The sequence below is a fragment of the Pararoseomonas sp. SCSIO 73927 genome (assembly GCF_037040815.1).
In the GTDB taxonomy this organism is placed as follows: domain Bacteria; phylum Pseudomonadota; class Alphaproteobacteria; order Acetobacterales; family Acetobacteraceae; genus Roseomonas.
Map to the genome: position 1 here is coordinate 1,735,279 of NZ_CP146232.1, position 19,651 is coordinate 1,754,929.

The 19,651-nt window shown below is 73.8% G+C and carries 22 protein-coding genes; 13 read left to right on the forward strand and 9 right to left on the reverse strand.

Annotation, left to right across the window (positions count from 1 at the left end):
* Positions 1-30: 30 nt before the first annotated feature.
* The 4 genes from VQH23_RS08210 to VQH23_RS08225 all read right to left on the reverse strand — a co-directional run bounded on the left by VQH23_RS08210 (position 31) and on the right by VQH23_RS08225 (position 2,988).
* The gene (locus VQH23_RS08210; protein ID WP_338665146.1) at positions 31-594 is read right to left on the reverse strand and encodes a NifU family protein; all 564 of its coding nucleotides are present in this window, start codon (positions 592-594) and stop codon (positions 31-33) included.
* A 141-nt stretch (positions 595-735) separates the two neighbouring features.
* On the reverse strand, positions 736-1,200 hold the full coding sequence (locus tag VQH23_RS08215; protein WP_338665147.1) for a universal stress protein: 465 nt from the start codon (positions 1,198-1,200) through the stop codon (positions 736-738).
* A gap of 73 nt (positions 1,201-1,273) precedes the next feature.
* Positions 1,274-2,068 carry a TIGR02186 family protein gene (locus VQH23_RS08220; protein ID WP_338665148.1) on the reverse strand — a complete coding sequence of 265 codons (795 nt, stop codon included), beginning with the start codon at positions 2,066-2,068 and terminating at the stop codon, positions 1,274-1,276.
* Between the two features lie 11 nt (positions 2,069-2,079).
* Complete coding sequence (locus VQH23_RS08225) at positions 2,080-2,988, reverse strand: sulfite exporter TauE/SafE family protein (RefSeq protein ID WP_338665149.1); 909 nt, start codon at positions 2,986-2,988, stop codon at positions 2,080-2,082.
* Positions 2,989-3,249: 261 nt separating this feature from the next.
* Between VQH23_RS08225 and VQH23_RS08230 the strand changes: the two genes are divergently transcribed.
* From VQH23_RS08230 to VQH23_RS08290, 13 genes are all read left to right on the forward strand, one after another.
* A complete protein-coding gene (locus tag VQH23_RS08230; protein WP_338665150.1) occupies positions 3,250-4,866 on the forward strand; it encodes a 5'-nucleotidase C-terminal domain-containing protein in 1,617 nt (538 codons plus the stop codon).
* 270 nt (positions 4,867-5,136) lie between these two features.
* Entirely contained in the window at positions 5,137-5,523 is a 387-nt protein-coding gene (locus tag VQH23_RS08235) for a histidine triad nucleotide-binding protein (RefSeq protein WP_338665151.1), read from the forward strand.
* Entirely contained in the window at positions 5,523-6,359 is an 837-nt protein-coding gene (locus tag VQH23_RS08240) for a transglutaminase-like domain-containing protein (RefSeq protein WP_338665152.1), read from the forward strand. Before VQH23_RS08235 ends, VQH23_RS08240 begins: the two co-directional genes overlap by 1 nt.
* A gap of 378 nt (positions 6,360-6,737) precedes the next feature.
* A complete protein-coding gene (gene phnF / locus VQH23_RS08245; protein WP_338665153.1) occupies positions 6,738-7,499 on the forward strand; it encodes a phosphonate metabolism transcriptional regulator PhnF in 762 nt (253 codons plus the stop codon).
* Positions 7,486-8,646, forward strand: coding sequence for an alpha-D-ribose 1-methylphosphonate 5-triphosphate diphosphatase (locus VQH23_RS08250; RefSeq protein WP_338665154.1), 1,161 nt, complete (start codon positions 7,486-7,488; stop codon positions 8,644-8,646). Before phnF ends, VQH23_RS08250 begins: the two co-directional genes overlap by 14 nt.
* On the forward strand, positions 8,646-9,089 hold the full coding sequence (gene phnG, locus VQH23_RS08255) for a phosphonate C-P lyase system protein PhnG (RefSeq protein WP_338665155.1): 444 nt from the start codon (positions 8,646-8,648) through the stop codon (positions 9,087-9,089). Before VQH23_RS08250 ends, phnG begins: the two co-directional genes overlap by 1 nt.
* Positions 9,086-9,661 (forward strand): phosphonate C-P lyase system protein PhnH, encoded by a 576-nt coding sequence (phnH, locus tag VQH23_RS08260; RefSeq protein ID WP_338665156.1) that lies wholly within the window; start codon positions 9,086-9,088, stop codon positions 9,659-9,661. The genes phnG and phnH overlap by 4 nt, the downstream gene beginning before the upstream one ends.
* Positions 9,662-9,665: 4 nt before the next feature.
* On the forward strand, positions 9,666-10,772 hold the full coding sequence (locus VQH23_RS08265) for a carbon-phosphorus lyase complex subunit PhnI (RefSeq protein ID WP_338665157.1): 1,107 nt from the start codon (positions 9,666-9,668) through the stop codon (positions 10,770-10,772).
* Positions 10,769-11,617, forward strand: a complete 849-nt coding sequence (locus VQH23_RS08270; protein WP_338665158.1) for an alpha-D-ribose 1-methylphosphonate 5-phosphate C-P-lyase PhnJ — start codon at positions 10,769-10,771, stop codon at positions 11,615-11,617. Before VQH23_RS08265 ends, VQH23_RS08270 begins: the two co-directional genes overlap by 4 nt.
* Positions 11,614-12,390 carry a phosphonate C-P lyase system protein PhnK gene (gene phnK, locus VQH23_RS08275; RefSeq protein ID WP_338665159.1) on the forward strand — a complete coding sequence of 259 codons (777 nt, stop codon included), beginning with the start codon at positions 11,614-11,616 and terminating at the stop codon, positions 12,388-12,390. The genes VQH23_RS08270 and phnK overlap by 4 nt, the downstream gene beginning before the upstream one ends.
* Positions 12,387-13,103 (forward strand): phosphonate C-P lyase system protein PhnL, encoded by a 717-nt coding sequence (gene phnL, locus VQH23_RS08280; protein WP_338665160.1) that lies wholly within the window; start codon positions 12,387-12,389, stop codon positions 13,101-13,103. Before phnK ends, phnL begins: the two co-directional genes overlap by 4 nt.
* A complete protein-coding gene (gene phnN, locus VQH23_RS08285; RefSeq protein WP_338665161.1) occupies positions 13,100-13,666 on the forward strand; it encodes a phosphonate metabolism protein/1,5-bisphosphokinase (PRPP-forming) PhnN in 567 nt (188 codons plus the stop codon). Before phnL ends, phnN begins: the two co-directional genes overlap by 4 nt.
* 11 nt (positions 13,667-13,677) lie before the next feature.
* The gene (locus tag VQH23_RS08290; RefSeq protein WP_338665162.1) at positions 13,678-14,769 is read left to right on the forward strand and encodes a glycosyltransferase; all 1,092 of its coding nucleotides are present in this window, start codon (positions 13,678-13,680) and stop codon (positions 14,767-14,769) included.
* Between the two features lie 284 nt (positions 14,770-15,053).
* Here the strand turns inward: VQH23_RS08290 and VQH23_RS08295 are convergent, their stop codons facing one another.
* The 5 genes from VQH23_RS08295 to phnE (VQH23_RS08315) form a co-directional block, all read right to left on the reverse strand.
* Positions 15,054-16,025, reverse strand: coding sequence for a D-2-hydroxyacid dehydrogenase family protein (locus VQH23_RS08295; protein WP_338665163.1), 972 nt, complete (start codon positions 16,023-16,025; stop codon positions 15,054-15,056).
* Positions 16,026-16,030: 5 nt separating this feature from the next.
* The gene (locus VQH23_RS08300) at positions 16,031-16,708 is read right to left on the reverse strand and encodes a hypothetical protein (RefSeq protein ID WP_338665164.1); all 678 of its coding nucleotides are present in this window, start codon (positions 16,706-16,708) and stop codon (positions 16,031-16,033) included.
* A 4-nt stretch (positions 16,709-16,712) separates the two neighbouring features.
* Positions 16,713-17,711, reverse strand: coding sequence for a tripartite tricarboxylate transporter substrate binding protein (locus VQH23_RS08305; RefSeq protein WP_338665165.1), 999 nt, complete (start codon positions 17,709-17,711; stop codon positions 16,713-16,715).
* A gap of 79 nt (positions 17,712-17,790) precedes the next feature.
* Entirely contained in the window at positions 17,791-18,681 is an 891-nt protein-coding gene (phnE, locus tag VQH23_RS08310) for a phosphonate ABC transporter, permease protein PhnE (RefSeq protein ID WP_338665166.1), read from the reverse strand.
* Positions 18,678-19,568, reverse strand: coding sequence for a phosphonate ABC transporter, permease protein PhnE (phnE, locus tag VQH23_RS08315; RefSeq protein ID WP_338666073.1), 891 nt, complete (start codon positions 19,566-19,568; stop codon positions 18,678-18,680). The genes phnE (VQH23_RS08310) and phnE (VQH23_RS08315) overlap by 4 nt, the downstream gene beginning before the upstream one ends.
* Positions 19,569-19,651 lie beyond the last annotated feature (83 nt).

Consider the following 19,651-nt stretch of genomic DNA (forward strand, 5'->3'; position numbering starts at 1 on the left):
GAATTAAGCCGGCCGTGATCTGGACCGGGCTCAGGCCTCGACCTGCTCCACGGCAACCACTTCCGGCACGTAGTGGCGCAGCATGTTCTCCACCCCGTGCTTCAGCGTGGCGCGGGAGGAGGGGCAGCCGGAGCAGGCGCCCTGCATGTGCAGCCGCACGATGCCGTCCCGGAAGCCGCGGAACACGATGTCGCCGCCGTCGCCGGCCACGGCCGGGCGCACGCGGGTGTCCAGCAGCTCCTTGATCTGGGCCACCACCTCGGCATCGGCGGGGTCGGTGTCCTCCGCCATCTCCTCGGCCTCGTCGCCCGCCATCACCGGGCGGCCGGCCATGAAATGCTCCATCACGGCGCCGAGCACCTGCGGGCGCAGGTCCGCCCAGTCCGCCTCGTTGGTCTTGGTGACGGTGACGAAATCCGCGCCGAGGAAGATCCGCGCGACCCCGTCCAGCTCGAAGAGCCGGGCGGCGAGGGGGGAGCGGGCGGCGGCCTCGGGGCCGGTGAAGTCGGCGGTGCCGCGCGGCCCCATCACGTCCTGGCCGGGGAGGAACTTCAGGGTGGCGGGGTTCGGGGTCGCCTCGGTCTCGATGAACATGCGGGAATTCCTCTGCGGCGGTTCCTCCGCCGTCCGGCGGGGCATGTGGGGCAGGGCGGGGCGGGCTGCAACGGCGATCGGCGCAGCGGTGGGGTGCAGTGGCGGCGGCCCTCACCGGCGCCGCCCGCTCCCGTCATCCTGTTAGGTGACCCGGTCCAGCTCCGCATCGGCCAGCCCGCCCGGCACGATCGTCATCGGGCAGCGCAGCTGGCCGGCCTGCCGGCCCGCAAGCGCCGTCACCAGCGGCCCCGGCCCGCCCTCCGTCGCGGTGGCCAGCACGAGGATGGAGATGCGGGGGTCCTCCGCCAGCACGGCCAGCACCTCCTCCACCGCGTCGCCCTCGCGGATCAGCAGCAGGGGCAGCCCGCCCGTGATCTCCTGCACCTGGGCGGCGAGCGCGGAGAGGAGCTGCTCGGCCTCCTGCCGCCGCTCCTCCTGCATCAGCGCGCCCACCCCCGCCCATTCCTGCAGCTCCGGCGGCTCCGTCACGCGCAGCAGCGCCACGCGCCCGCCGGACTTGCGCACGCGCAGGCAGGCGTAGCGCAGCGCCACCGCCCGCTCCGGGCTGTCGTCCACCACGACGAGGAAGACGCGGTCCTGCGGCATGGAAAACCCCTCGGGACTGTTGTTCGAGGCGCGAATTCGCGCTTCCGGGCGATGCCGCCCGGCGCGGTCCGCCCTAGCCCCGGCGGAATACCACACTCCCCAGCCACCCGGCCAAGGCGGCCAGGACGACGCAGGCCAGGCCGTAGAGCAGGGGCTGCCCGCGGGAGAAGTCGGCGATCCGCGCCGTGGCCCCCACCCGGTCCACCCGGAAGGAGAGCTCCTGCCGCGCGATGATCCGGTTGGCCCGGACCAGCATCACCTGCACCACATAATCCCCCGTGGCGATGGTGGAGGGCAGGGGGAGGCGCGCGTGGAAGAGCCGGCCGCCGGAGACCTCCACCGGGCTCGCCTCCTCGTTCCACGCGCCGGAGGCGTGCTTGAGATCGATCAGCGCCTGTCGGAAGGCCGGGTCCCGCGGGCCGGGCAGGCGGGCGGTCATCACCTCCAGCCCCAGCCGCCGCTCCCGCCGCGCCGGCTCGTCCAGCAGCCCGGCCACCGGGGCGCTGGCGGCCAGGGCGTAGTAGCTCGGCACCTCGCGGAAACGGGCGGAGGGGCCGTTGACCCAGATTCCCACGCGCCGGACCCGCCGCCGCACCACCACGTCCCGCGGGGCGCCGAGGCCGAGCACCACCACGTTGTCCCCCGCCGGCCCCAGCAGCCGGTCCGTAGCGCCGAAGACCAGCAGGTCGGCGCCCGTGAAGGCGGTGTCCACAGCGATGCGGGGCTGGGCGATCTCGGCCGCCAGCGCCGGGCCCGCTAGCTCTGGCCTCGCCTGGGGCGGCGGGGCGGGCTGGCCCTCGCGCTGGGCGCGCGCCGGCGCGGTTAGGAGGAGAAGGGCCAGCAGCGCCGCCGACGCCGCTCCTCTCACCCCGCCCCTTCTCAAGTCGCGGGGCCGAGGAGGTAGAGGCTGCCCGGCGTGCGGACCAGCGCCACCAGCAGGCTGAGGGCCACCGACAGCACCAGCAACCCGAGCAGCGCCCGCGTCTCCTCGCCGCGCAGCTTCGTGCCCATGGCCGCGCCGAACTGGGCGCCCGCCACGCCGCCCGCCAGCAGCAGCAGCGTCAGCACCACGTCCACCGAGCCGGTCTGGAGGGCCTGGAGCAGGGTGACATTGGCGGAGACGAAGGTCACCTGGAACAGGCTGGTCCCGATCGTCGTGCCGGTCGGCATGCCCAGCACGTAGATCATCGCCGGCACCAGCATGAAGCCGCCGCCCACGCCCATGATGGCGGAGAGGATGCCGATCCCGAACCCTACCAGCATCGGCGGGATGACGGAGATGTAGAGGCGGGACTGGCGGAACCGCATCTTGAAGGGCAGCCCGTGCAGCCAGGAGTGCTGGTGCGTGCGCGCCGGCGCCGCGCGGCGCCGGCGGAAGATGGCGCGCACGCTCTCCCGCACCATGAGCGCGCCCACGGTTCCCAGCACGACGACGTAGAAGAGCGAGACGGCGAGATCGACCTGCCCCAGCCGCCGCAGCAGCACGAAGAGCTGCGTGCCGGCGAAGGAGCCCGCGAGCCCGGCCACCAGCAGCACCATCCCCATCCGCGCATCCACGTTGCCGCGCCGCCACTGGGCGATGAGGCCGGAGACGGAGGCGCCGAGCGTCTGGTTCGCCCCCGACGCCACGGCGACCGGGGCGGGGATGCCGATGAGGATGAGCAGCGGGGTAAGCAGGAAGCCGCCGCCCACCCCGAACAGGCCGGAGAGCCAGCCCACGCCGAGGCCGATGCCGAGCAGCAGCCCGGCATCGACCGACATTTCGGCGATCGGCAGGTAAACCGGCATAGGTTTCCCGCTCCGCCCCCGGCGAGAGGGGCAAGACAGCATCCGCGCGGGCCGCGCGCGGGCGGGGCCGCGCGTGATGCGCGGCGCGATCGCCGGCCTTCCCGCGACAGGGTGGTCCCGGCGGGCGGGCGGCCGTTGCGGGCCGTTTGAACCCGCGAACGGTCCTGTGCAAGGCCCATTCCGCACCGCGGCGCGACGGCGCTAGAACCCCGGCATCCCAGAAGGAGGGCCGGACGGGAGTACCGGCCGAAAAGGGCGATCATGCGGCACGATCCCACCCCATTCCTGCCCCGCCGCGCGCTGCTGCGCGCCGCGGCCACCCTGCCGCTGTCGGCCGCCCTGGCCGCCCCGGCCATCCGCCGCGCTCCCGCTGCGGAGGGGGCGCGGATCGCGCTGGTGCATCTCAACGACTTCCACTCCCGGCACGAGGGCGTGGCCGAGGGCGGCGCGGCCTGCCGCGAGGGGCGCCCCTGCAACGGCACCTCCGCCCGCCTGGCCGGCGCCATCCGCGAAGCCCGCGCCGCCGCGCTGGCGGAGGGGCGCGCGCCCTTCCTGCTGGACGCGGGCGATCAGTTCATGGGCAGCCTGTTCTACACCCACCACCGCGGCCTGGCGGAGGCGGCGGTGCAGCGCGCGGTCGGCACCGCCGCCATGGCGCTGGGGAACCACGAGTTCGACAACGGGCCGGAGGCCCTGGCCCGCTACGCCGCCGCCGTGCCCTTCCCCCTGCTCTCGGCGAACCTGGACGCGCGCGCGGAGCCGCTGCTGCGGGACCGCGTCACCGCCACCGCGGTCCTCGAATCGGGCGGCGCACGGATCGGCGTGGTCGGCCTCACCACTACCGAGACGGCCACCTCCTCCTCCCCCGGCCCCAACCTCGTCTTCACTGACCCGCTGGCGGCCGCCGAGCGCGCCGTCCACGACCTGCGCCGCCGGGAGATCGGCACCGTGGTCGTCCTCTCCCATCTCGGCCTGGCGCTGGACCGGCGGCTGGCGGCGGAGGTGGCGGGGATCGACGCGATCGTCGGCGGCCACTCCCACCTCCTCCTCGCCGACGGGCTGCCCGGCGCGGTCGGGCCGCATCCCACCCTCGTGCAGGGGCGGGACCGCGACGTGCGAATTACCCAGGTGGCCTGCCACGGCCGCTACCTCGGCCGACTGGACCTGGACCTCGCCCCGGACGGGCGCGTGGCGGCGCATGCCGGCGCCGTCCGCCCCATCGACCCGGAGGTGGCGGCGGACCCGGAGGTCTCGGCAATCGTCGCGGAGTACGCGAGGCCGCTGGGCGAGCTGCGGCGCCGCCCCACTGGCCGGGCGGAGGCCCCTTTCCCCAACGAGCCCTGCCGGAACGGCGAGTGCGCCCTCGGCAGCCTTGTGGCGGAGGCCGTTCTCGCCCGCACCCCCGGCGCGGAGATCGCGATCGTCAACGGCGGGGGCCTGCGGGCCGGCCTTCCCGCCGGCACCCTGACCTATGGCGACGTGCTGGCCGTGCTGCCCTTCGGCAACACCCTGGCCACCCTCACGATCCGTGGCGGCGCCCTGCGCGCGGTGCTGGAGAACGGCCTCTCCCGCCTGCCAGCGCCCGCCGGCCGCTTCCCCCAGATCGCCGGGCTGCGCCTGACCTTCGACCCCGCCGCCCCGCCCGGCCAGCGCCTGCGCGAGGTGCGGACGGCCGAGGGCCCGCTGGACCCGGACCGGGCCTACCGCGTGGTGACGAACAACTTCCTGCGCGCCGGCGGCGACGGCTACGGCGTGCTGCGGAACGAGGCGCTGGAGGCCTATGACGACGGGCCGCTGCTGGAGGAGGTGGTGGCGGACCACCTGCGGGCGCGCGGGCCCGTGACGCCGGTGCTGGACGGGCGCATCGGCCGGGGCTGAAGGACCGGGGTGGAAAAGGCGCCTCTCCCCGGCCCTGTTCCCACCTCTCCGGGCCTCCCCTGCCGCCATTTCGCGGGGCGGACGGCCATGTCCCGGACCGGGCGACGCGGCCGCCCGATCAACATTCCGCGGTTGCCTGACATAGGAAGGTGAGGGGCCGGACCGGGAAGGGGAGAATCCCTCCTCCCCTCCCGGGCGCGCGCGGACCACCCCTTGCGCGATCCCCGGCATGGCCGCAGGAAAGACCAAGTATTGCGCCAGGATATACCTATGCCCCCGACCGGCCTGCCGCCGTATGACGACACGAACATCTTCGCCCGCATCCTACGCGGCGAGATCCCCAGCCGCCGCGTGCACGAGGACGAGTTCGCCGTCGCTTTCCACGACATCAACCCGCAGGCCCCCGTGCACGTGCTGGTGATCCCGCGCGGCGCCTACGTCTCCCTCGCCGATTTCAGCGCCTCCGCCTCCGAGGCCGAGATCGCCGGCTTCTGGCGCGCCGTGGGCCGCGTGGCGAAGGAGCTCGGGCTTGAGGCGCGGGGCTACCGCGCCCTGACGAACATGGGGCCGGAAGGCGGGCAGGAGGTTCCGCACTTCCACGTCCACCTCTTCGGCGGCCGGCCGCTGGGGCGCATGGTCCCGGCCAGCGGGGCCTGATGCCGGATCCCGTCGCCGAGGCGCGCGCCGCGATCGAGGCGGCCGGCCGGCTGCCGGACGACGAGCTGGACCTGGCCGCCGTGGCGCTGCAATTCGCCCGCATCGACGCGCCGGAGGCTGACTGGCACGCCGCCGCCGACCGCATCTCCGACCTCGTCCGCGCCGTGCTCTCCGGCCCGGCCCCGGAGGAGGCGGAGGCGCGCCGCGCCCTGCTCGCCCGCGTGATCCACGAGGAGGGCGGCTACGCCGGCGACAGTGACACCTACGACGACCCGCGCAACGCCAACCTGATCCGGGTGACGGAGCGCCGGCGCGGACTGCCCGTGACCATCGGCGTGCTCTGGCTGCACGCGGCGGAGGCGGCGGGCTGGGCGGCACGCGGGCTCGACTTCCCCGGCCACTTCCTCATCGCCATCGACGGCACCACCCGCCGCGGCTCCGTGGTGGTGGACCCCTTCGGCGGCGGCGTGGCCCTGCCCGCGCCCGCACTCCGCGCCCTCATCAAGCGCGTCGAAGGCCCGGAGGCCGAACTGCGCCCGGGCATGCTGGCCCCGATGAGCCGCCGCGCCGTGCTGCTGCGCCTGCAGACGAACATCCGCCTTCGCCGCCTCCAGGCCAACGATCTGGACGGCGCCCTGGCCTGCACCAGCGACATGCTGCGTCTGGCGCCCGATGCCGCCCCGCTCTGGCGGGAAGCCGCCGTGATGAACGCCCGCCTGGGCCAGCTGGGCGCGGCGATCGAGGCGATGGACCGCTTCCTGGAACTCGTCCCTGTCGGCGATGCCGCGGCACGCGGGCGGGAGATGATCGAGGAATGGCGGGCACAGCTGAACTAAAACGCCGCCCCCGCCTCTCATTCCCATCGGTCTGGAACCAGGGGGCGCTGCCCCCTGGAACCCCCGCCAAGGGCCTGAGGCCCCTGGACCCCCACCTGGCTGCCGCAGCGCCGTCCTGAAGCGGTGTCTCTGCCTGACGGCCTCCTCCTGCCCTTGCAGTCGCCTCGGGTCATCGACCCGAGGCGCACCGTCAGCAGGGTAAAACCACCTACTAGGAAAAGATGATGGTGAGGGGTCCGGGGAGAGGAAGAATTCCTCCTTCCTCTCCCTGGCCACCGACCGCGCCAACAGGACGGCCCCCGCCCCTGCCTTGAATCCTTCATCAATTCATCCTCCTCAAGTCATCCGAATGAATCTAGGGTGTGTCCAGGAACCGAGATGACAGCACCCGACAACATCACCTCCTGGCGCGACGTCGAGGCGACCCTGGCGGCGGAGATCCGTGCGGGGAGTCCTGGCCCGGGCGAGCGGCTGCCGACCGAGCCGGCGCTGATGATCCGTTTCGCGGTGGGCCGGCACAGCGTGCGGCGCGCGGTGGCGGGGCTGGAGGCGCAGGGGCTGGTGCAGACGCGCCAGGGCAGCGGCACCTACGTGCGGCCGGCGCCGGTGTTGGACTACCGTCTCTCCGAGCGGACGCGCTTCTCCGAGAATCTGCTGGGTCAGGGGCGGGAGCCGTCCGGGCGGTCGCTCGGGGCGGCGCTGCTGCCGGCCTCGCCGGAGGTGGCGCGGGCGCTGCGCCTGCCGCCGGAGGAGCCGGTGCACAACCTCCGCCGGCTGGGCTTGGCGGACGGGGTGCCGATCAACGTCTCCGATTCCTACTACCCCGCGCGCCGCTTTCCCGGCCTGGGTGAGGAGCGGGGGAGGGTGGAGAGCGTGACCGCCCTGCTCGCGGCCTACGGGGTGTCGGACTACCGGCGGCTGAGCAGCACGGTGCTGACGCGCCTTCCGGACGCCGAGGAGGCGCGGCTGCTGGACCAGCCCGCGGGCTGGCCAGTGCTGGTGGTGCGGAAGGTGGACGCCGATCTGGCCGGGGTACCGGTCGCCTACTCGGAAACGGTCTGGGCCGGGGAGCGGGTGCAGCTCTCGGTAGACCACGCGCATGCCGCTGATCTTGGAGAGATGCCCGATGTGGTTGGATGAAATCCGCCTGGTCCTGCCGGACCGCGTGGTGGCGCGCGGCGCCGTGCGGATCGAGGGCGGGGCGATCGCCGAGGTGGTGGAGCGCGCGGGCCCGGCGGCGGCCCTGACGCTGATGCCGGGGATCGTGGACCTGCACGGGGACATGATTGAGAAGGAGGTGGAGCCGCGGCCGGACTGCGCCTTCCCGCTGGATGTCGCGGTGGCGAACCTGGATTCCCGCCTGGCGGCCTCCGGCGTCACCACCGCTTATGCCGGCGTCTCCTTCGCCGAGGGCAAGAAGGGGCTGCGGAGCGAGGAGCGGGCGGGGGAACTGGTGGAGGCGGTGGCGCGGCTGCGCGGCCACGCCCGCACCGACCTGCGCGTTCACGCCCGCTTCGAGGTGACGAACGCGCGCGCGGAGCCCGTGATGCGGGACCTGATCGCGCGGGGGATGGTGGACATGGTCTCCCTGACCGATCACACGCCGGGGCAGGGGCAGTACCGCAACGTCGAGCAGTACGTCGCCTATTACAGCCGCACGCAGAACCGGACGGAGGAGGAGGCGCGGGCGCGCGCCGAGGCCCGCATGGCCGCCCCGCCGGCCTGGGAGATTGCGCGGGCGGTGACGGAGCTGGCCCGTGGGCAGGGCCTGCCCATCGCCTCGCACGACGACGACACGCCGGAGAAGGTGGCGCTGATGCACTCGCTCGGCGCCACGATCTCCGAGTTCCCCGTGACGATCGAGGCCGCGCGCGCGGCGCGGGAGATGGGGATGGCCACGCTGATGGGCGCGCCGAACGCGCTGCGCGGCCGGAGCATGACGGGGAACATCACCGCGCTCCTCGTGATGGAGGCGGGGCTGCTGGACGCGCTGGCGGCGGATTACCACCAGGGCGCCATGCTGCCGGCGGTGGCCACCTGGGTTCGCGAAGGGCGGCTGCCCCTGCACGAGGCGATCGCGCTGCTGACGGTGAACCCGGCCCGCGCGGCGGGGCTGACGGACCGTGGCGCCATCGCGCCGGGCCTGCGCGCCGACCTGGTGCTGCTGGAGACCTCCGAGGCCGCCGGCGCCCCGCCGCCGCGGGTGCGCGCCGTGTGGCGCGAGGGGCGGATGATCCATTCCGACGGCTGGTCCCCCGCCGTAATGGCCGTGGCGGAGGCGGCGTGATGGCCGACAACACCGAGCGCCAGCGCTGGATGGGCGTTCTCGCCAAGTCCAACGCGGTAGCGATCGAGGCGCGGTTGGCGGATGCCCCCGCGCTTCCGCCCCACACCCGCCTTCGCGGCCCGGAAACGGGCCTGGTGATGGTGCGCGGCCGGGCGGGCGGCGACGGCGCGCCTTTCAACCTCGGCGAGATGACCGTGACCCGCTGCGCCGTGCGTCTGGCGGACGGCACGGTGGGCCACGCCTACCTCGCGGGTCGTGACGCCCGCGCGGCGGAACTGGCGGCGGCTTTGGACGCCGCGCTTCAGGACCCGGCGCGCCGCCCGGCGCTGATGGCGGCCGTGGTGGAGCCGCTGGCCGCCGCGCAGTCCGAAGCCCGCGAGCGGGAGGCCCGCCGCGCCGCCGCCACCCGCGTGCGCTTCCTGGCGATGGAGACCACCCGATGACCGGCCTGCTGCCCGGCTTCGCCGACCCGGTCGCCGACGCCCAGTCCACCTTCCGCGCCGTTCTGGAAGCGATGGCCCGCCCGGGCCGGGTGCAACGCCTCTCCGCGCCACCCGCCCCGCCCGCACCGCTCTCCCCGGCGGCCGGTGCCGTGCTGCTGGCGCTGGCGGATGGCGAGACGCCGCTGTGGCTGGATGCCGGGGCGGACGCTTCGGAGTGGGCGCGCTTCCACGCGGGCTGCCCGGTGGTGAACGACGCGGGCGAGGCCGAATTCGTCCTCGCCGTCGGCGCGCCGCCTGCGCTCTCCGCCCTGCAAGTGGGCACGGATGAGGACCCGCACCGCTCCGCCACGCTGATCGTGCAGGTGTCCGCGCTGGAGGAAGGCACCGGCTGGCGCCTGACCGGCCCGGGGATTGAGCACGAGCACCGCCTGCACGTCACCGGCGCGCCGGATGGCTTCCTGGCGGGGTGGGCGACCAACCGCGCGCTCTCCCCGCGCGGGGTGGACGTCATCCTCTGCGCGGGGGACCGCGTCGCGTCCCTGCCGCGCGGCACAGCGATCGAGGAGGGCTGAGGCCATGTACGTCGCGGTGAAGGGCGGAGAGACCGCCATCGCCAACGCCCATGCCTGGCTGGACGAGGAGCGGCGCGGCGATCCTTCCGTGCCGGAGCTCACCACCGATCAGGTGGCGGAGCAGCTGACGCTGGCGGTGGACCGCGCCATGTCGGAGGGCTCGCTCTACGATCCCGGCCTTGGCGCGCTGGCGGTGAAGCAGGCGCGGGGCGACGGAATCGAGGCGGCTTTTCTGCTGCGCGCCTATCGCACCACCCTGCCGCGCTTCGCGGCGAGCCTGCCGGTGGACACGGGCGCAATGGCCGTGCGGCGGCGCGTCTCCGCCACCTACAAGGACCTGCCGGGCGGGCAGGTGCTGGGCCCGACCTTCGACTACACGCACCGCCTGCTGGACTTCGCCCTGGCCGCCGAGGGCTATGCCCCGGCGCGGTCCGAGGAGGCCGAGCCCGGCGAGGACGCGGCCTTCCCGCGCGTGACCGGGCTGCTGGCGGGCGAGGGACTGATGGCCCCCGAGGTCGCGAGCGAGGAGGAGCCGGCGGACGTGACGCGCACGCCGACCACCTACCCCGCCACCCGCGCGCTGCGGCTGCAGCGGCTGGCGCGCGGCGACGAGGGTTTCCTGCTGGGCATGGCCTATTCCACCCAGCGCGGCTACGGCAACAGCCACCCCTTCGTGGGCGAGTTGCGGCAGGGATCCGTCGCCGTCTCCATCGTGCCGGAGGAGCTGGGGTTCGAGATCGAGATCGGCGAGATCGAGGTCACCGAGTGCGAGATGGTGAACCAGTTCAAGGGATCGCGCAGCGAGCCGCCGCAGTTCACGCGCGGCTACGGCCTGACCTTTGGGCGGCTGGAGCGGCGGGCCATGTCCATGGCGCTTGTGGATCGCGCCCTGCGGGCGGAGGAGCTGGGAGAGGACGCCACGGCGCCGGCGCAGGACGAGGAGTTCGTCCTCAACCACTCCGACAACATCGAGGCCACGGGCTTCCTCGAGCACCTGAAGCTGCCGCACTACGTGGACTTCCAGAGCGAACTGGAATCCGTCCGCGCCATGCGCGCCCAGGTGGAGGCGGAACGCGCCGCACCGCAGGCCTTCAAGGAGGCTGCGGAATGAGCGGCTACAACTTCGCCTACCTGGACGAGGGCACGAAGCGGATGATCCGCCGCGCCCTGCTGAAGGCCGTGGCCGTGCCTGGCTTCCAGGTGCCCTTCGGATCGCGCGAGATGCCGCTGCCCTATGGCTGGGGCACCGGCGGCATCCAGGTGACGGCCGCGGTGATCGGGCCGGAGGACACGCTGAAGGTCATCGACCAGGGCGCGGACGACACCACCAACGCCGTCTCCATCCGCCGCTTCTTCGCCCGCGTGGCGCCGGGGCTGCGCACCACGGAGAGCACGACGGAGGCGACGGTGATCCAGACCCGCCACCGCATCCCCGAGACGCCGCTGCGGGAAGGCCAGGTGATGGTCTACCAGGTGCCGCAGCCCGAGCCGCTGTTCCGGCTGGAGCCGCGCCGCGCGGAGACGCGCCGGCTGCACGCGCTGGCGGATTATGGGCTGATGCAGGTGAAGCTGTACGAGGATATCGCGCGGCACGGCCGCGTCGCCTCCTCCTACGACCACCCGGTCATGGTGGGCGAGCGCTACCTCATGTCGCCCTCGCCCATCCCCTCCTTCGACAACCCGAAAATGCACATGTCCCCCGCGCTCCAGCTCTTCGGCGCCGGGCGCGAGCGGCGGCTCTACGCCGTGCCACCCTACACGGCGGTGCGAAGCCTGGACTTCGAGGACCATCCCTTCGTGCCTCTGCGCGCGAATGGCCGTTGCACCCTCTGCGGCTCGGGCGAGAGCTACCTGGATGAGGTGGTGACGGACGACCGGGGCGGGCGGATGTTCGTCTGCTCCGACACGGATTACTGCGGCACCCGCCAAGCCGCGATGAAGGAGGCGGCGGAATGAGTGACGAACCCATCCTTTCCGCGAGCGGCCTGCGCCTTTCCTTCGGGCCGGTGCGGGCGCTGGACGACGTCTCGATCGACATCTGGCCCGGCGAGGTCCTGGCGATCGTCGGTGAATCCGGCTCCGGCAAGTCCACCCTGCTGCGCGTGCTGGCGGGAGAGACGCGGCCGGATGCGGGGATCGTGACCTACCGCGATCCCCAGGGCGCAACGCGCGACGTGCACGGGATGACTGAGGCCGCGCGCCGCCGTCTCGCGCGCACGGAGTGGGGCTTCGTCCACCAGGACCCGCGCGACGGGTTGCGCATGGCCGTCTCCGCCGGCGGCAATGTCGGCGAGCGGCTGATGGCGGTGGGCGACCGCCACTACGGCAACATCCGCGAGGAGGCGGCGCGCTGGCTGGAGCGGGTGGAGATCCCCCGCAGCCGCATCGACGACGCGCCGCGCCTCTTCTCCGGCGGCATGCGCCAACGCCTGCAGATCGCGCGCACCCTCGTCACCCGCCCGCGCCTGGTCTTCATGGACGAGCCGACGGGCGGCCTCGACGTCTCCGTGCAGGCGCGGCTGCTGGACCTGATCCGTGCTCTGGTGGCCGATCTCGGCATCGCCGTGATCCTCGTCACCCATGACATTGCGGCCGCGCGGCTGCTGGCCCACCGGATGGTGGTGATGCGGCAGGGCCGCGTGGTGGAGGAAGGCTTGACCGACCGCGTGCTGGACGACCCGCGCCACCCCTACACGCAACTCCTCGTCTCCTCGGTGCTCGCGGCATGACCCCGGATCAGACAACCTGGGCACTGAAGGCGGAAGGGGTCGCCAAGGGCTTCACCCTGCACCTGCGCGGCGGGGTGCAGATCCCCGTGCTGCGCGACGCGGCGCTGGAGGTGGCGCCGGGCGAGTGCGTGGCCCTCGCCGGTCCCTCCGGCGCCGGCAAGTCCACGCTGATGCGCCTGCTGCAAGGGAATTACGGCGCGGATGCCGGCAGCATCCTCATCCGCGGGCGCGACGGCACGACCACGGACCTCGCCACCGCCCCTCCGCGCGCGGTGATCGCGCTGCGCCGGGACACGCTGGGCTACGTCTCGCAGTTCCTGCGCGTCATCCCCCGCGTGCCGACGATCGACGTGGTGGCGGAGCCCCTGACCGCGCGCGGCGTGGCCCCCGATGAGGCGCGCACCCGCGCCGCCGCCCTGTTGCGCCGCCTGAACCTGCCGGAGCGCCTGCACGGCCTGCCCCCCGCCACCTTCTCCGGCGGCGAGCAGCAGCGCGTGAACCTCGCGCGCGGCTTCGCGGCGGACTTCCCGGTGATGCTGCTGGACGAGCCGACGGCGAGCCTGGACGCCGCCAACCGCGAGGTGGTGATCGCCCTGATCGGCGAGGCCAAGGCGCGCGGCGCCGCCCTGGTGGGCATCTTCCACGACATCGAGGTGCGCGACCGCGTGGCCGACCGCATCCTGGAGGTCGCGCCGCTGCGGGAAGCGGCTTGAGGGGCACCCTGGTCGCCGTCGTCGGCCCCTCCGGCGCCGGCAAGGACACGCTGATGGAGGCAGCCCGCGCCGCGCTGGTGCGGGACCCGCGCGTGGCCTTTCTGCGCCGCGCCATCACCCGCCCGGCCGAGGCCGGCGGGGAGGACCACCTCCCCCTCTCGCGCGAGGCCTTTCTCGTCGGGCGGGACACCGGCCACTTCGCCCTGTGGTGGGAGGCGCACGGCCTGCTCTACGGCATCCCGGCCGGCCCGCTGGAGACGGCGCTGGCGAAAGGCCGCGCGGCGGTGGCCAACCTCTCCCGCCGCGCCCTGGCGGACGCCGCCGCCCGCTTCCCGCTGCGGGTGGTGGAGATCACCGCCTCTCCGGAGGTCCTCTCCGCCCGCCTCGCTGCCCGCGGGCGCGAGGGTGCGGAGGACATCGCCCGCCGCCTCGCGCGCGAGGCCCCGCTGCCCGCCGGCCTGACCGTCGAGACCGTGCGCAACGACGGCACGGTGGAGGCCGGCGCCGAGGCCCTGCTGCGCGCGCTGCGGAATGCTCTCCCCGCCGCGGCCGTCGCGGGATAGAACACCTCCCGATGAACCTTCTCCTCCTGGCGGCCGCGGCGGTCACGGCCGTCAACCTCGTGGGCCTCGCGCTGGCCGCCACGCGGCTGCGGCGGCGACGACACCGCCCCGCGGCGCGGGCGGAGGGGGTGACGATCGTGCGCCCGGTCTGCGGCCTGGAGCCGCATATCGAGGCGACGCTGGCCAGCGGCTTCGCGCTGGAGCACGGAAATTTCGAGCTGATCTTCTGCCTGGACCGCGCCGACGACCCCGTGCGCCCCCTGGTGGAGCGCCTGATCGAGGCCCACCCGCAGGTCCAGGCCCGGCTGCTGATCGGGGAGAACCGCCACAGCGGCAATCCCAAGCTGAACAACTGCATCAAGGGCTGGGACGCCGCGCGGCACGACTGGATCATCCTGGCGGATTCCAACGTGCTGATGCCGCCCGACTACGTGGAGCAGCTCTTCGCGGCCTGGCGCCCGGACACGGGCCTCGTCTGCTCCACCCCCCTCGGCAGCCGGCCCGACAACTTCTGGGCCGAGGTGGAGTGCGCCTTCCTCAACACCCTCCAGGCCCGCTGGCAGTACACGGGGGAGGCGCTCGGCCTCGGCTTCGCCCAGGGCAAGAGCATGCTCTGGCAGCGCGACTTCCTGGACGCCCATGGCGGCATCCGCGCGCTGGCCGCCGAGATCGCGGAGGACGCGGCCGCGACGAAGCTGGTGCGCCGCGCCGGCCGCCACGTCCACCTCGTGGACTCCCCCTTCGAGCAGCCGCTGGGAAGCCGCACCGCGCGCCAGGTCTGGCTTCGCCAGCTCCGCTGGGCCCGCCTGCGCCGCGTCACCTTCCCCCTCTTCTTCGCGCCGGAACTCCTGATCGGCGCGGCGGTGCCGACGGGGCTGGCCGCCCTCGCCGCCGGGCCCGCCGCCCTCCTCGTCCCCGCCCTCTGGTACGGGGCGGAGGTGGCGCTGGCCTGGCGCAAGGGATGGCCCCTCTCCTGGAAGCTCCTCGCGGCCATGCCGGTGCGGGACGCGATGGTCCTCGGCGTCTGGGCGATGGGATGGACGACCGGGACGACGGTGTGGCGCGGGAACGCGCTGCCGCTCCGGGAGAAGCGGGCGGTGTGAGGGCGGCCCCAGGTGAGGGGAGAAGGCGTTCTCCCCTCACCTGGAACCCCACCCCTCAGCTTTTCCAGCTGGCTGCCGCGGAATGCGGGGCAGCGATCTCGCCGAGGGTCCATGACCCTCGGCCTGGGGTATGGCGGCGCGGGCTGGCCGGAGGTCGCAGAGCCCTCGGCGGCGCCCTTCGATCACCTCATCCGCGGCAGCCCAATCGCGGGGTCCGGGGGGCACGTTTGCCCCCCGGCGGGGGTTTCAGGGGGCAGCGCCCCCTGGAGGCCGCCCGTGCGCCCTCAGCCCTTGGCCGCCCCGGGATTCGCCACATCCACGGGCGCCCCAGCCGCGAAGGCGAGAAGGCGGTCCACCGCCACCTCATAGAGCGCGTCGAACACCCCACGCGTGGCGTAGCCGAGATGCGGGGTGCAGAGGATGTTGGGCAGGCCGATGAGCGGGTCTGAGGCGCCGAGCACGGGCTCGTCGTCGAACACGTCCACGGCGGCCCTGCCGGGGCGCCCGGCCTCCAGGGCGGCGAGAAGGGCGCCGGGGGCGATGATCGGCGCGCGGGAGGTGTTCACCAGCAGGGCGCCGGGCTTCATGCGCGCCAGGTCCGCGGCGGTGACGATGCCGCGCGTGGCGTCGTTCAGCACGATGTGCAGGCTCAGCACGTCGGATTCCGCGAAAAGGGCCTCGCGGTTCGCGGCCACCTCGTACCCGTCGTCGCGGGCGCGCTGGAGGCTTCCCTCGCGGCCCCAGCAGAGGACGCGCATGCCGAAGGCCGCGCCGACGCGGGCGACCATCGCGCCGATGCGGCCATAGGCGTAGATGCCGAGGGTCCGGCCCTTCAGGCCGGTGCCGGCGATGGCCTGCCACTGCCCTTCGCGCAGGCGCCGCGCCTCCTCGGGGATGTGGCGGAGGGCGGCGAGGATGAGGCCCCATGTCAGCTCCGCCGTCGCGTCCGGGCCGCCGGCGCCGCCGGTGGAGACGACCACGCCCTGGCGGGTGCAGGCGTCGATCGCGATGTGGCCGGTGTGCCGGCCGGTCTCCATGATGAAGCGCAGGCGGGGCAGGCGCTCGATCACGGCGGCGGGCAGGGGGCTGCGCTGCTGAGTGAGGACGAGCGCCTCCATCCCGGCCAGGCGGGCGATGAGGGCCTCCGGTTCCTTCTCCGTGTCGCGGAACACCGTGACCTCGTGCTCCGACAGGCGCGCGAAGGCGGGGGCGGTGCGGAAGGCGTCCGCGTAGTCGTCCAGGACGGCGATCTTCATGGGCGTCAGCTCCTGCGGGTCTGCAGGCCGTGGTAGCCGTGGCGGCGGCGCGCCTCGGCAAGGTCCACGCCCGCGCGGATATCGGCCAGGATCGCGTCCTCCTTCGTCTCGATCGCGCGCGCCTCCTCCAGCACCGCCTCCGCCCTCTCGAAGGGCACGGCGACGACGCAGCTGTCGTCGGCGCAGAGGAGGTCGCCGGGATCCACGCGGACGGTGCCGAGCACGATCGGCACCATCACCGCCTCCAGCGCCACGCGGTCCTTGCCGGTGCGGGCATGCGCGGCGCGGGACCAGATCGGGTAGCCGAACGCCCGGCTCTCGCCGACGTCGCGGTTCACGCCATCGATCACCGTGGCGGCCAGGCCCTTCGCCTTCGCCGCCTCCGTCAGGATGTTGCCCCAGACCGTGCAGTCCAGCCGGCCGCGGTTATCGATGGCGATGACGTCCCCGGCCTCGGCGAGATGCAGGAAGTCGCCCACCGTGCCGCCGCCGGTGCCCACGGGCAGGTAGCGCAGCGTCACCGCCTGCCCGGCCACGCGCGGGCCAGGGGACATGGGACGTAGCCCATCCACGGCGCCGGGCAGGCCCAGCCGGTCCAGCGCGTCGGAGATGGAGGAGGTGGGCAGGGCGGCGAAGGCGGCCAGGGTGGCGGCCGGCAGGCGCTGGAAGCTGGGGGTGGTCATCCGTTCAGTCTGCCTTGATCTCGTTCTCGCGCACCACCCGGCCCCAGGTCTCGATCTGGGCATCGAGGAAGCGACCCAGCTCCTGCGGGCCGCCGAGCACCAGCCGGGCCTGCTGGCCCTCGGTGATCTGCCTCGACACCACCTCCTCGCGGAAGGCGGCCGACAGGGCCTCGTGGAAGCGCGCCACGACTGGCGCGGGCACCCTGGCGGGGGCGAAGACGCCCCACCACGCCTCGGCCTGCAGGCCGGGGAAGCCGGACTCCCCGGCCGTGGGCACCTGCGCCAGCGCGGGCAGGCGCTGCGGGCCGAACTGCACGACAGGCCGCAGCGTGCCGCCCGCGACCTGCGGCGCGACAAGGGCCGCGCTGCCCACCACCATGTCCACATGCCCGGCCACCGCGTCGTTCACGGCCGGGCCGCCGCCGCGATAGGGCAGGTGCTGGAGCTGCACCCCGGCGCGGCTGCCGAGCAGGGCCATGACGAGGTGGCCGATGGTGCCGTTCCCCGGCGTGGCGAAGGTCACGCCGCCCGGGCTGGCCTTCGCGGCGGCGACGATCCCCGCCAGGTCCCGGAAGGGCTTGTCCGGCCTGCAGGCGACGACGTAGGGCGCACCGCCGATCAGCGTCACCGGCTCCAGGTCGCCCTTCAGGTCGAACGGCAGGCGGGGGACGAGGGCGGGCAGGACCGCGTGGCTGTCGAAGGTGAGGAGGAAGGTCTGCCCATCCGGCCGGGCCTTGGCGACGATATCCGTGCCGGTGCTGCCGGCCGCGCCGCCGCGGTTCTCCACGACGACGCCCACGCCGAGGGCGCGCTGCAGGCCGGGCACCGCCAGCCGCGCCACGGCGTCGGTGGAGCCGCCGGGGGCGAAGGGGACGACGATGCGGATGGGGCCCGAGGGCCAGGCGCCCTCTGCGCCCCCGGCCGCAGCCTGGGCGCGCGCCCGGAGTGGGGCGGCCCCTGCAAGGGGCGCCGCGAGCGCCGTGCGCCGTGACAGGGGTGCCATGCGCGTCTCCTCCGGATCGTTTTGCCGGGGACTAGACCGCAGGCGGGGCACCCCGGCAAGCGGTGCCGGGGCAGGGGGTTCAGCGCGGCTGCACTCCCGCGAGGGCGGCGCGCAGCCGGCCGGAGATCGTGTCGATGATCGCGACGGTGATGAGGATCAGCAGCACGATAAAGGCCACCACGCCCCATTCCAGCGTGCGGATCATCTCCGACAGCATCAGCCCGATGCCGCCCGCGCCGACGATGCCGATGATGGAGGAGGAGCGCGTGTTGCTCTCGAACATGTAGAGCACGTGGCCGGCCATCACGGGCAGCACGGCCGGCAGCACGCCGAAGCGGATGCCCGCCAGCTTGCCGCCGCCGGCGGAGGTCACGCCCTCCACCGCCTTTCGGTCCGCGGCCTCGATCGCCTCGGAGAAGAGCTTGCCGAAGGTGCCGATGTCGCCGGTCATGATCGCCAGCACGCCGGCGAACGGCCCGAGGCCGACGACGCTGACCCAGATCAGCGCCCAGATCAGCGCGTCCACCCCGCGGATGCTGTCCAGCACGCGGCGGGAGAGGAACTGCACGGCGCGGTTGACCGAGGTGTTGCGCGCCGCGAGGAAGCCGAGCGGGAAGGCGATGGCGGCCGAGAGCAGGGTGCCGAGGAAGGCGATGGCCAGCGTTTCCGCCAGGCCCCGCAGGATCAGCACGGTGCGGGACCAGGTGCCGGGATCCGGCGGGATCATCAGGCCGAGGAAGTGAAGAAGCTGCCCGAACCCGCCGGCGATGCGGCCGGGCGAGAACTCCAGGCGCCAGAGCCCGAAGCCGAGCAGCGCGACGGCAGCGAGGACGACGGCGGCGGTGCGCACCCGCGCGGCGGTGAGGCGGCGGAAGGTGCCGGGGTGGCGCGCCGCGAGGCCGGCCATGTCGGCCCGCGCGGCCTCGCGCAGCGTCATGGGCCTCGTCGTCGTAGGGTTGGTCGCGCTCATGCCCCACGCTCCATCGCGCCGATGAGGCTGTGGCGCAGCTTCTCCGTGCCGAAGTCGATGATCATGACGGTGACGATGATGAGCAGCAGGATGGCCGAGACGTCGTTGTAGTAGAACTTGCGGATCGCCTCGATCAGGTCCTGCCCGATGCCGCCCGCGCCGACGAAGCCGAGGACGGAGGCCTGGCGCACGTTGATCTCGAAGCGCAGCAGTGCGTAGCTGACGAAGTTCGCCAGCACCTGGGGAAGCGCGGCGAAGCGGATGGTCGCCACCCAGGAGGCGCCGGCGGCCATCGCGCCCTCCACCGGCTTGCGGTCGATGTTCTCCACCACCTCGGAGAAGAGCTTGCCGAGCGCGCCCATGGTGTGGATGGCGATGGCCAGCACGCCCGGCACCGGCCCGAGCCCGAAGGCGATCACGAAGATCAGGGCGAAGACGATGTCCGGCACGGTGCGGCAGAACTCGAGGAAGCGGCGGGCGGTGCCGCGGATCCAGGGGTTCGGCACGAGGTTCGCGGCCGCGACGAAGGAGAGGAGGAAGCCGCCGACCGCGCCGAGCGCGGTGCCGACATAGGCGATGAGGAGCGTGTCCGCGAGGAGCAGGGTCCACTTCTTCAGGCCCCAGAACCACTCCGCCGGATCGGTCCAGACGCGCCCGCCGCCGGATTCCAGCGCGGTGATGCGGTCGAAGTAGCCGACGAAGCCGCCGATGTGCTCCCACAGCCGGGGCAGGTCCACCTCCGCCACGCGGCCGGCCAGAAGCGTGAGGGCGGCGACGACGAGGGCAAGGATGAGGGCGCGGCGGCGCGGGCCGCGCGCGGCCTGGCGGTAACCGTCCAGCAGCTCGTGCAGGCGCGCATCGGGCAGGGGGGCGATGGTGGTGGCCAGGGGAAGGCTCCCGGGAAAGGAACACGCCGCCCCGCGCGGGCGGGGCGGCGGGAAGTCTGGGGTGCGGGCCGGGCCGCCGGGCG

Excerpts from the sequence above, each read along its gene's own strand:
- VQH23_RS08230 (WP_338665150.1), top strand. The coding sequence starts at position 3,250 with ATGCGGCACGATCCCACCCCATTCCTGCCCCGCCGCGCGCTGCTGCGC.
- VQH23_RS08225 (WP_338665149.1), bottom strand. The coding sequence starts at position 2,988 with ATGCCGGTTTACCTGCCGATCGCCGAAATGTCGGTCGATGCCGGGCTG.
- VQH23_RS08300 (WP_338665164.1), bottom strand. The coding sequence starts at position 16,708 with ATGACCACCCCCAGCTTCCAGCGCCTGCCGGCCGCCACCCTGGCCGCC.
- VQH23_RS08240 (WP_338665152.1), top strand. The coding sequence starts at position 5,523 with ATGCCGGATCCCGTCGCCGAGGCGCGCGCCGCGATCGAGGCGGCCGGC.
- VQH23_RS08235 (WP_338665151.1), top strand. The coding sequence starts at position 5,137 with ATGCCCCCGACCGGCCTGCCGCCGTATGACGACACGAACATCTTCGCC.
- phnE (WP_338665166.1), bottom strand. The coding sequence starts at position 18,681 with ATGAGCGCGACCAACCCTACGACGACGAGGCCCATGACGCTGCGCGAG.
- VQH23_RS08295 (WP_338665163.1), bottom strand. The coding sequence starts at position 16,025 with ATGAAGATCGCCGTCCTGGACGACTACGCGGACGCCTTCCGCACCGCC.
- phnF (WP_338665153.1), top strand. The coding sequence starts at position 6,738 with ATGACAGCACCCGACAACATCACCTCCTGGCGCGACGTCGAGGCGACC.
- phnG (WP_338665155.1), top strand. The coding sequence starts at position 8,646 with ATGGCCGACAACACCGAGCGCCAGCGCTGGATGGGCGTTCTCGCCAAG.
- phnL (WP_338665160.1), top strand. The coding sequence starts at position 12,387 with ATGACCCCGGATCAGACAACCTGGGCACTGAAGGCGGAAGGGGTCGCC.
- VQH23_RS08215 (WP_338665147.1), bottom strand. The coding sequence starts at position 1,200 with ATGCCGCAGGACCGCGTCTTCCTCGTCGTGGTGGACGACAGCCCGGAG.
- VQH23_RS08270 (WP_338665158.1), top strand. The coding sequence starts at position 10,769 with ATGAGCGGCTACAACTTCGCCTACCTGGACGAGGGCACGAAGCGGATG.
- phnK (WP_338665159.1), top strand. The coding sequence starts at position 11,614 with ATGAGTGACGAACCCATCCTTTCCGCGAGCGGCCTGCGCCTTTCCTTC.
- VQH23_RS08265 (WP_338665157.1), top strand. The coding sequence starts at position 9,666 with ATGTACGTCGCGGTGAAGGGCGGAGAGACCGCCATCGCCAACGCCCAT.
- VQH23_RS08305 (WP_338665165.1), bottom strand. The coding sequence starts at position 17,711 with ATGGCACCCCTGTCACGGCGCACGGCGCTCGCGGCGCCCCTTGCAGGG.
- phnH (WP_338665156.1), top strand. The coding sequence starts at position 9,086 with ATGACCGGCCTGCTGCCCGGCTTCGCCGACCCGGTCGCCGACGCCCAG.
- VQH23_RS08290 (WP_338665162.1), top strand. The coding sequence starts at position 13,678 with ATGAACCTTCTCCTCCTGGCGGCCGCGGCGGTCACGGCCGTCAACCTC.
- VQH23_RS08250 (WP_338665154.1), top strand. The coding sequence starts at position 7,486 with ATGTGGTTGGATGAAATCCGCCTGGTCCTGCCGGACCGCGTGGTGGCG.
- VQH23_RS08210 (WP_338665146.1), bottom strand. The coding sequence starts at position 594 with ATGTTCATCGAGACCGAGGCGACCCCGAACCCCGCCACCCTGAAGTTC.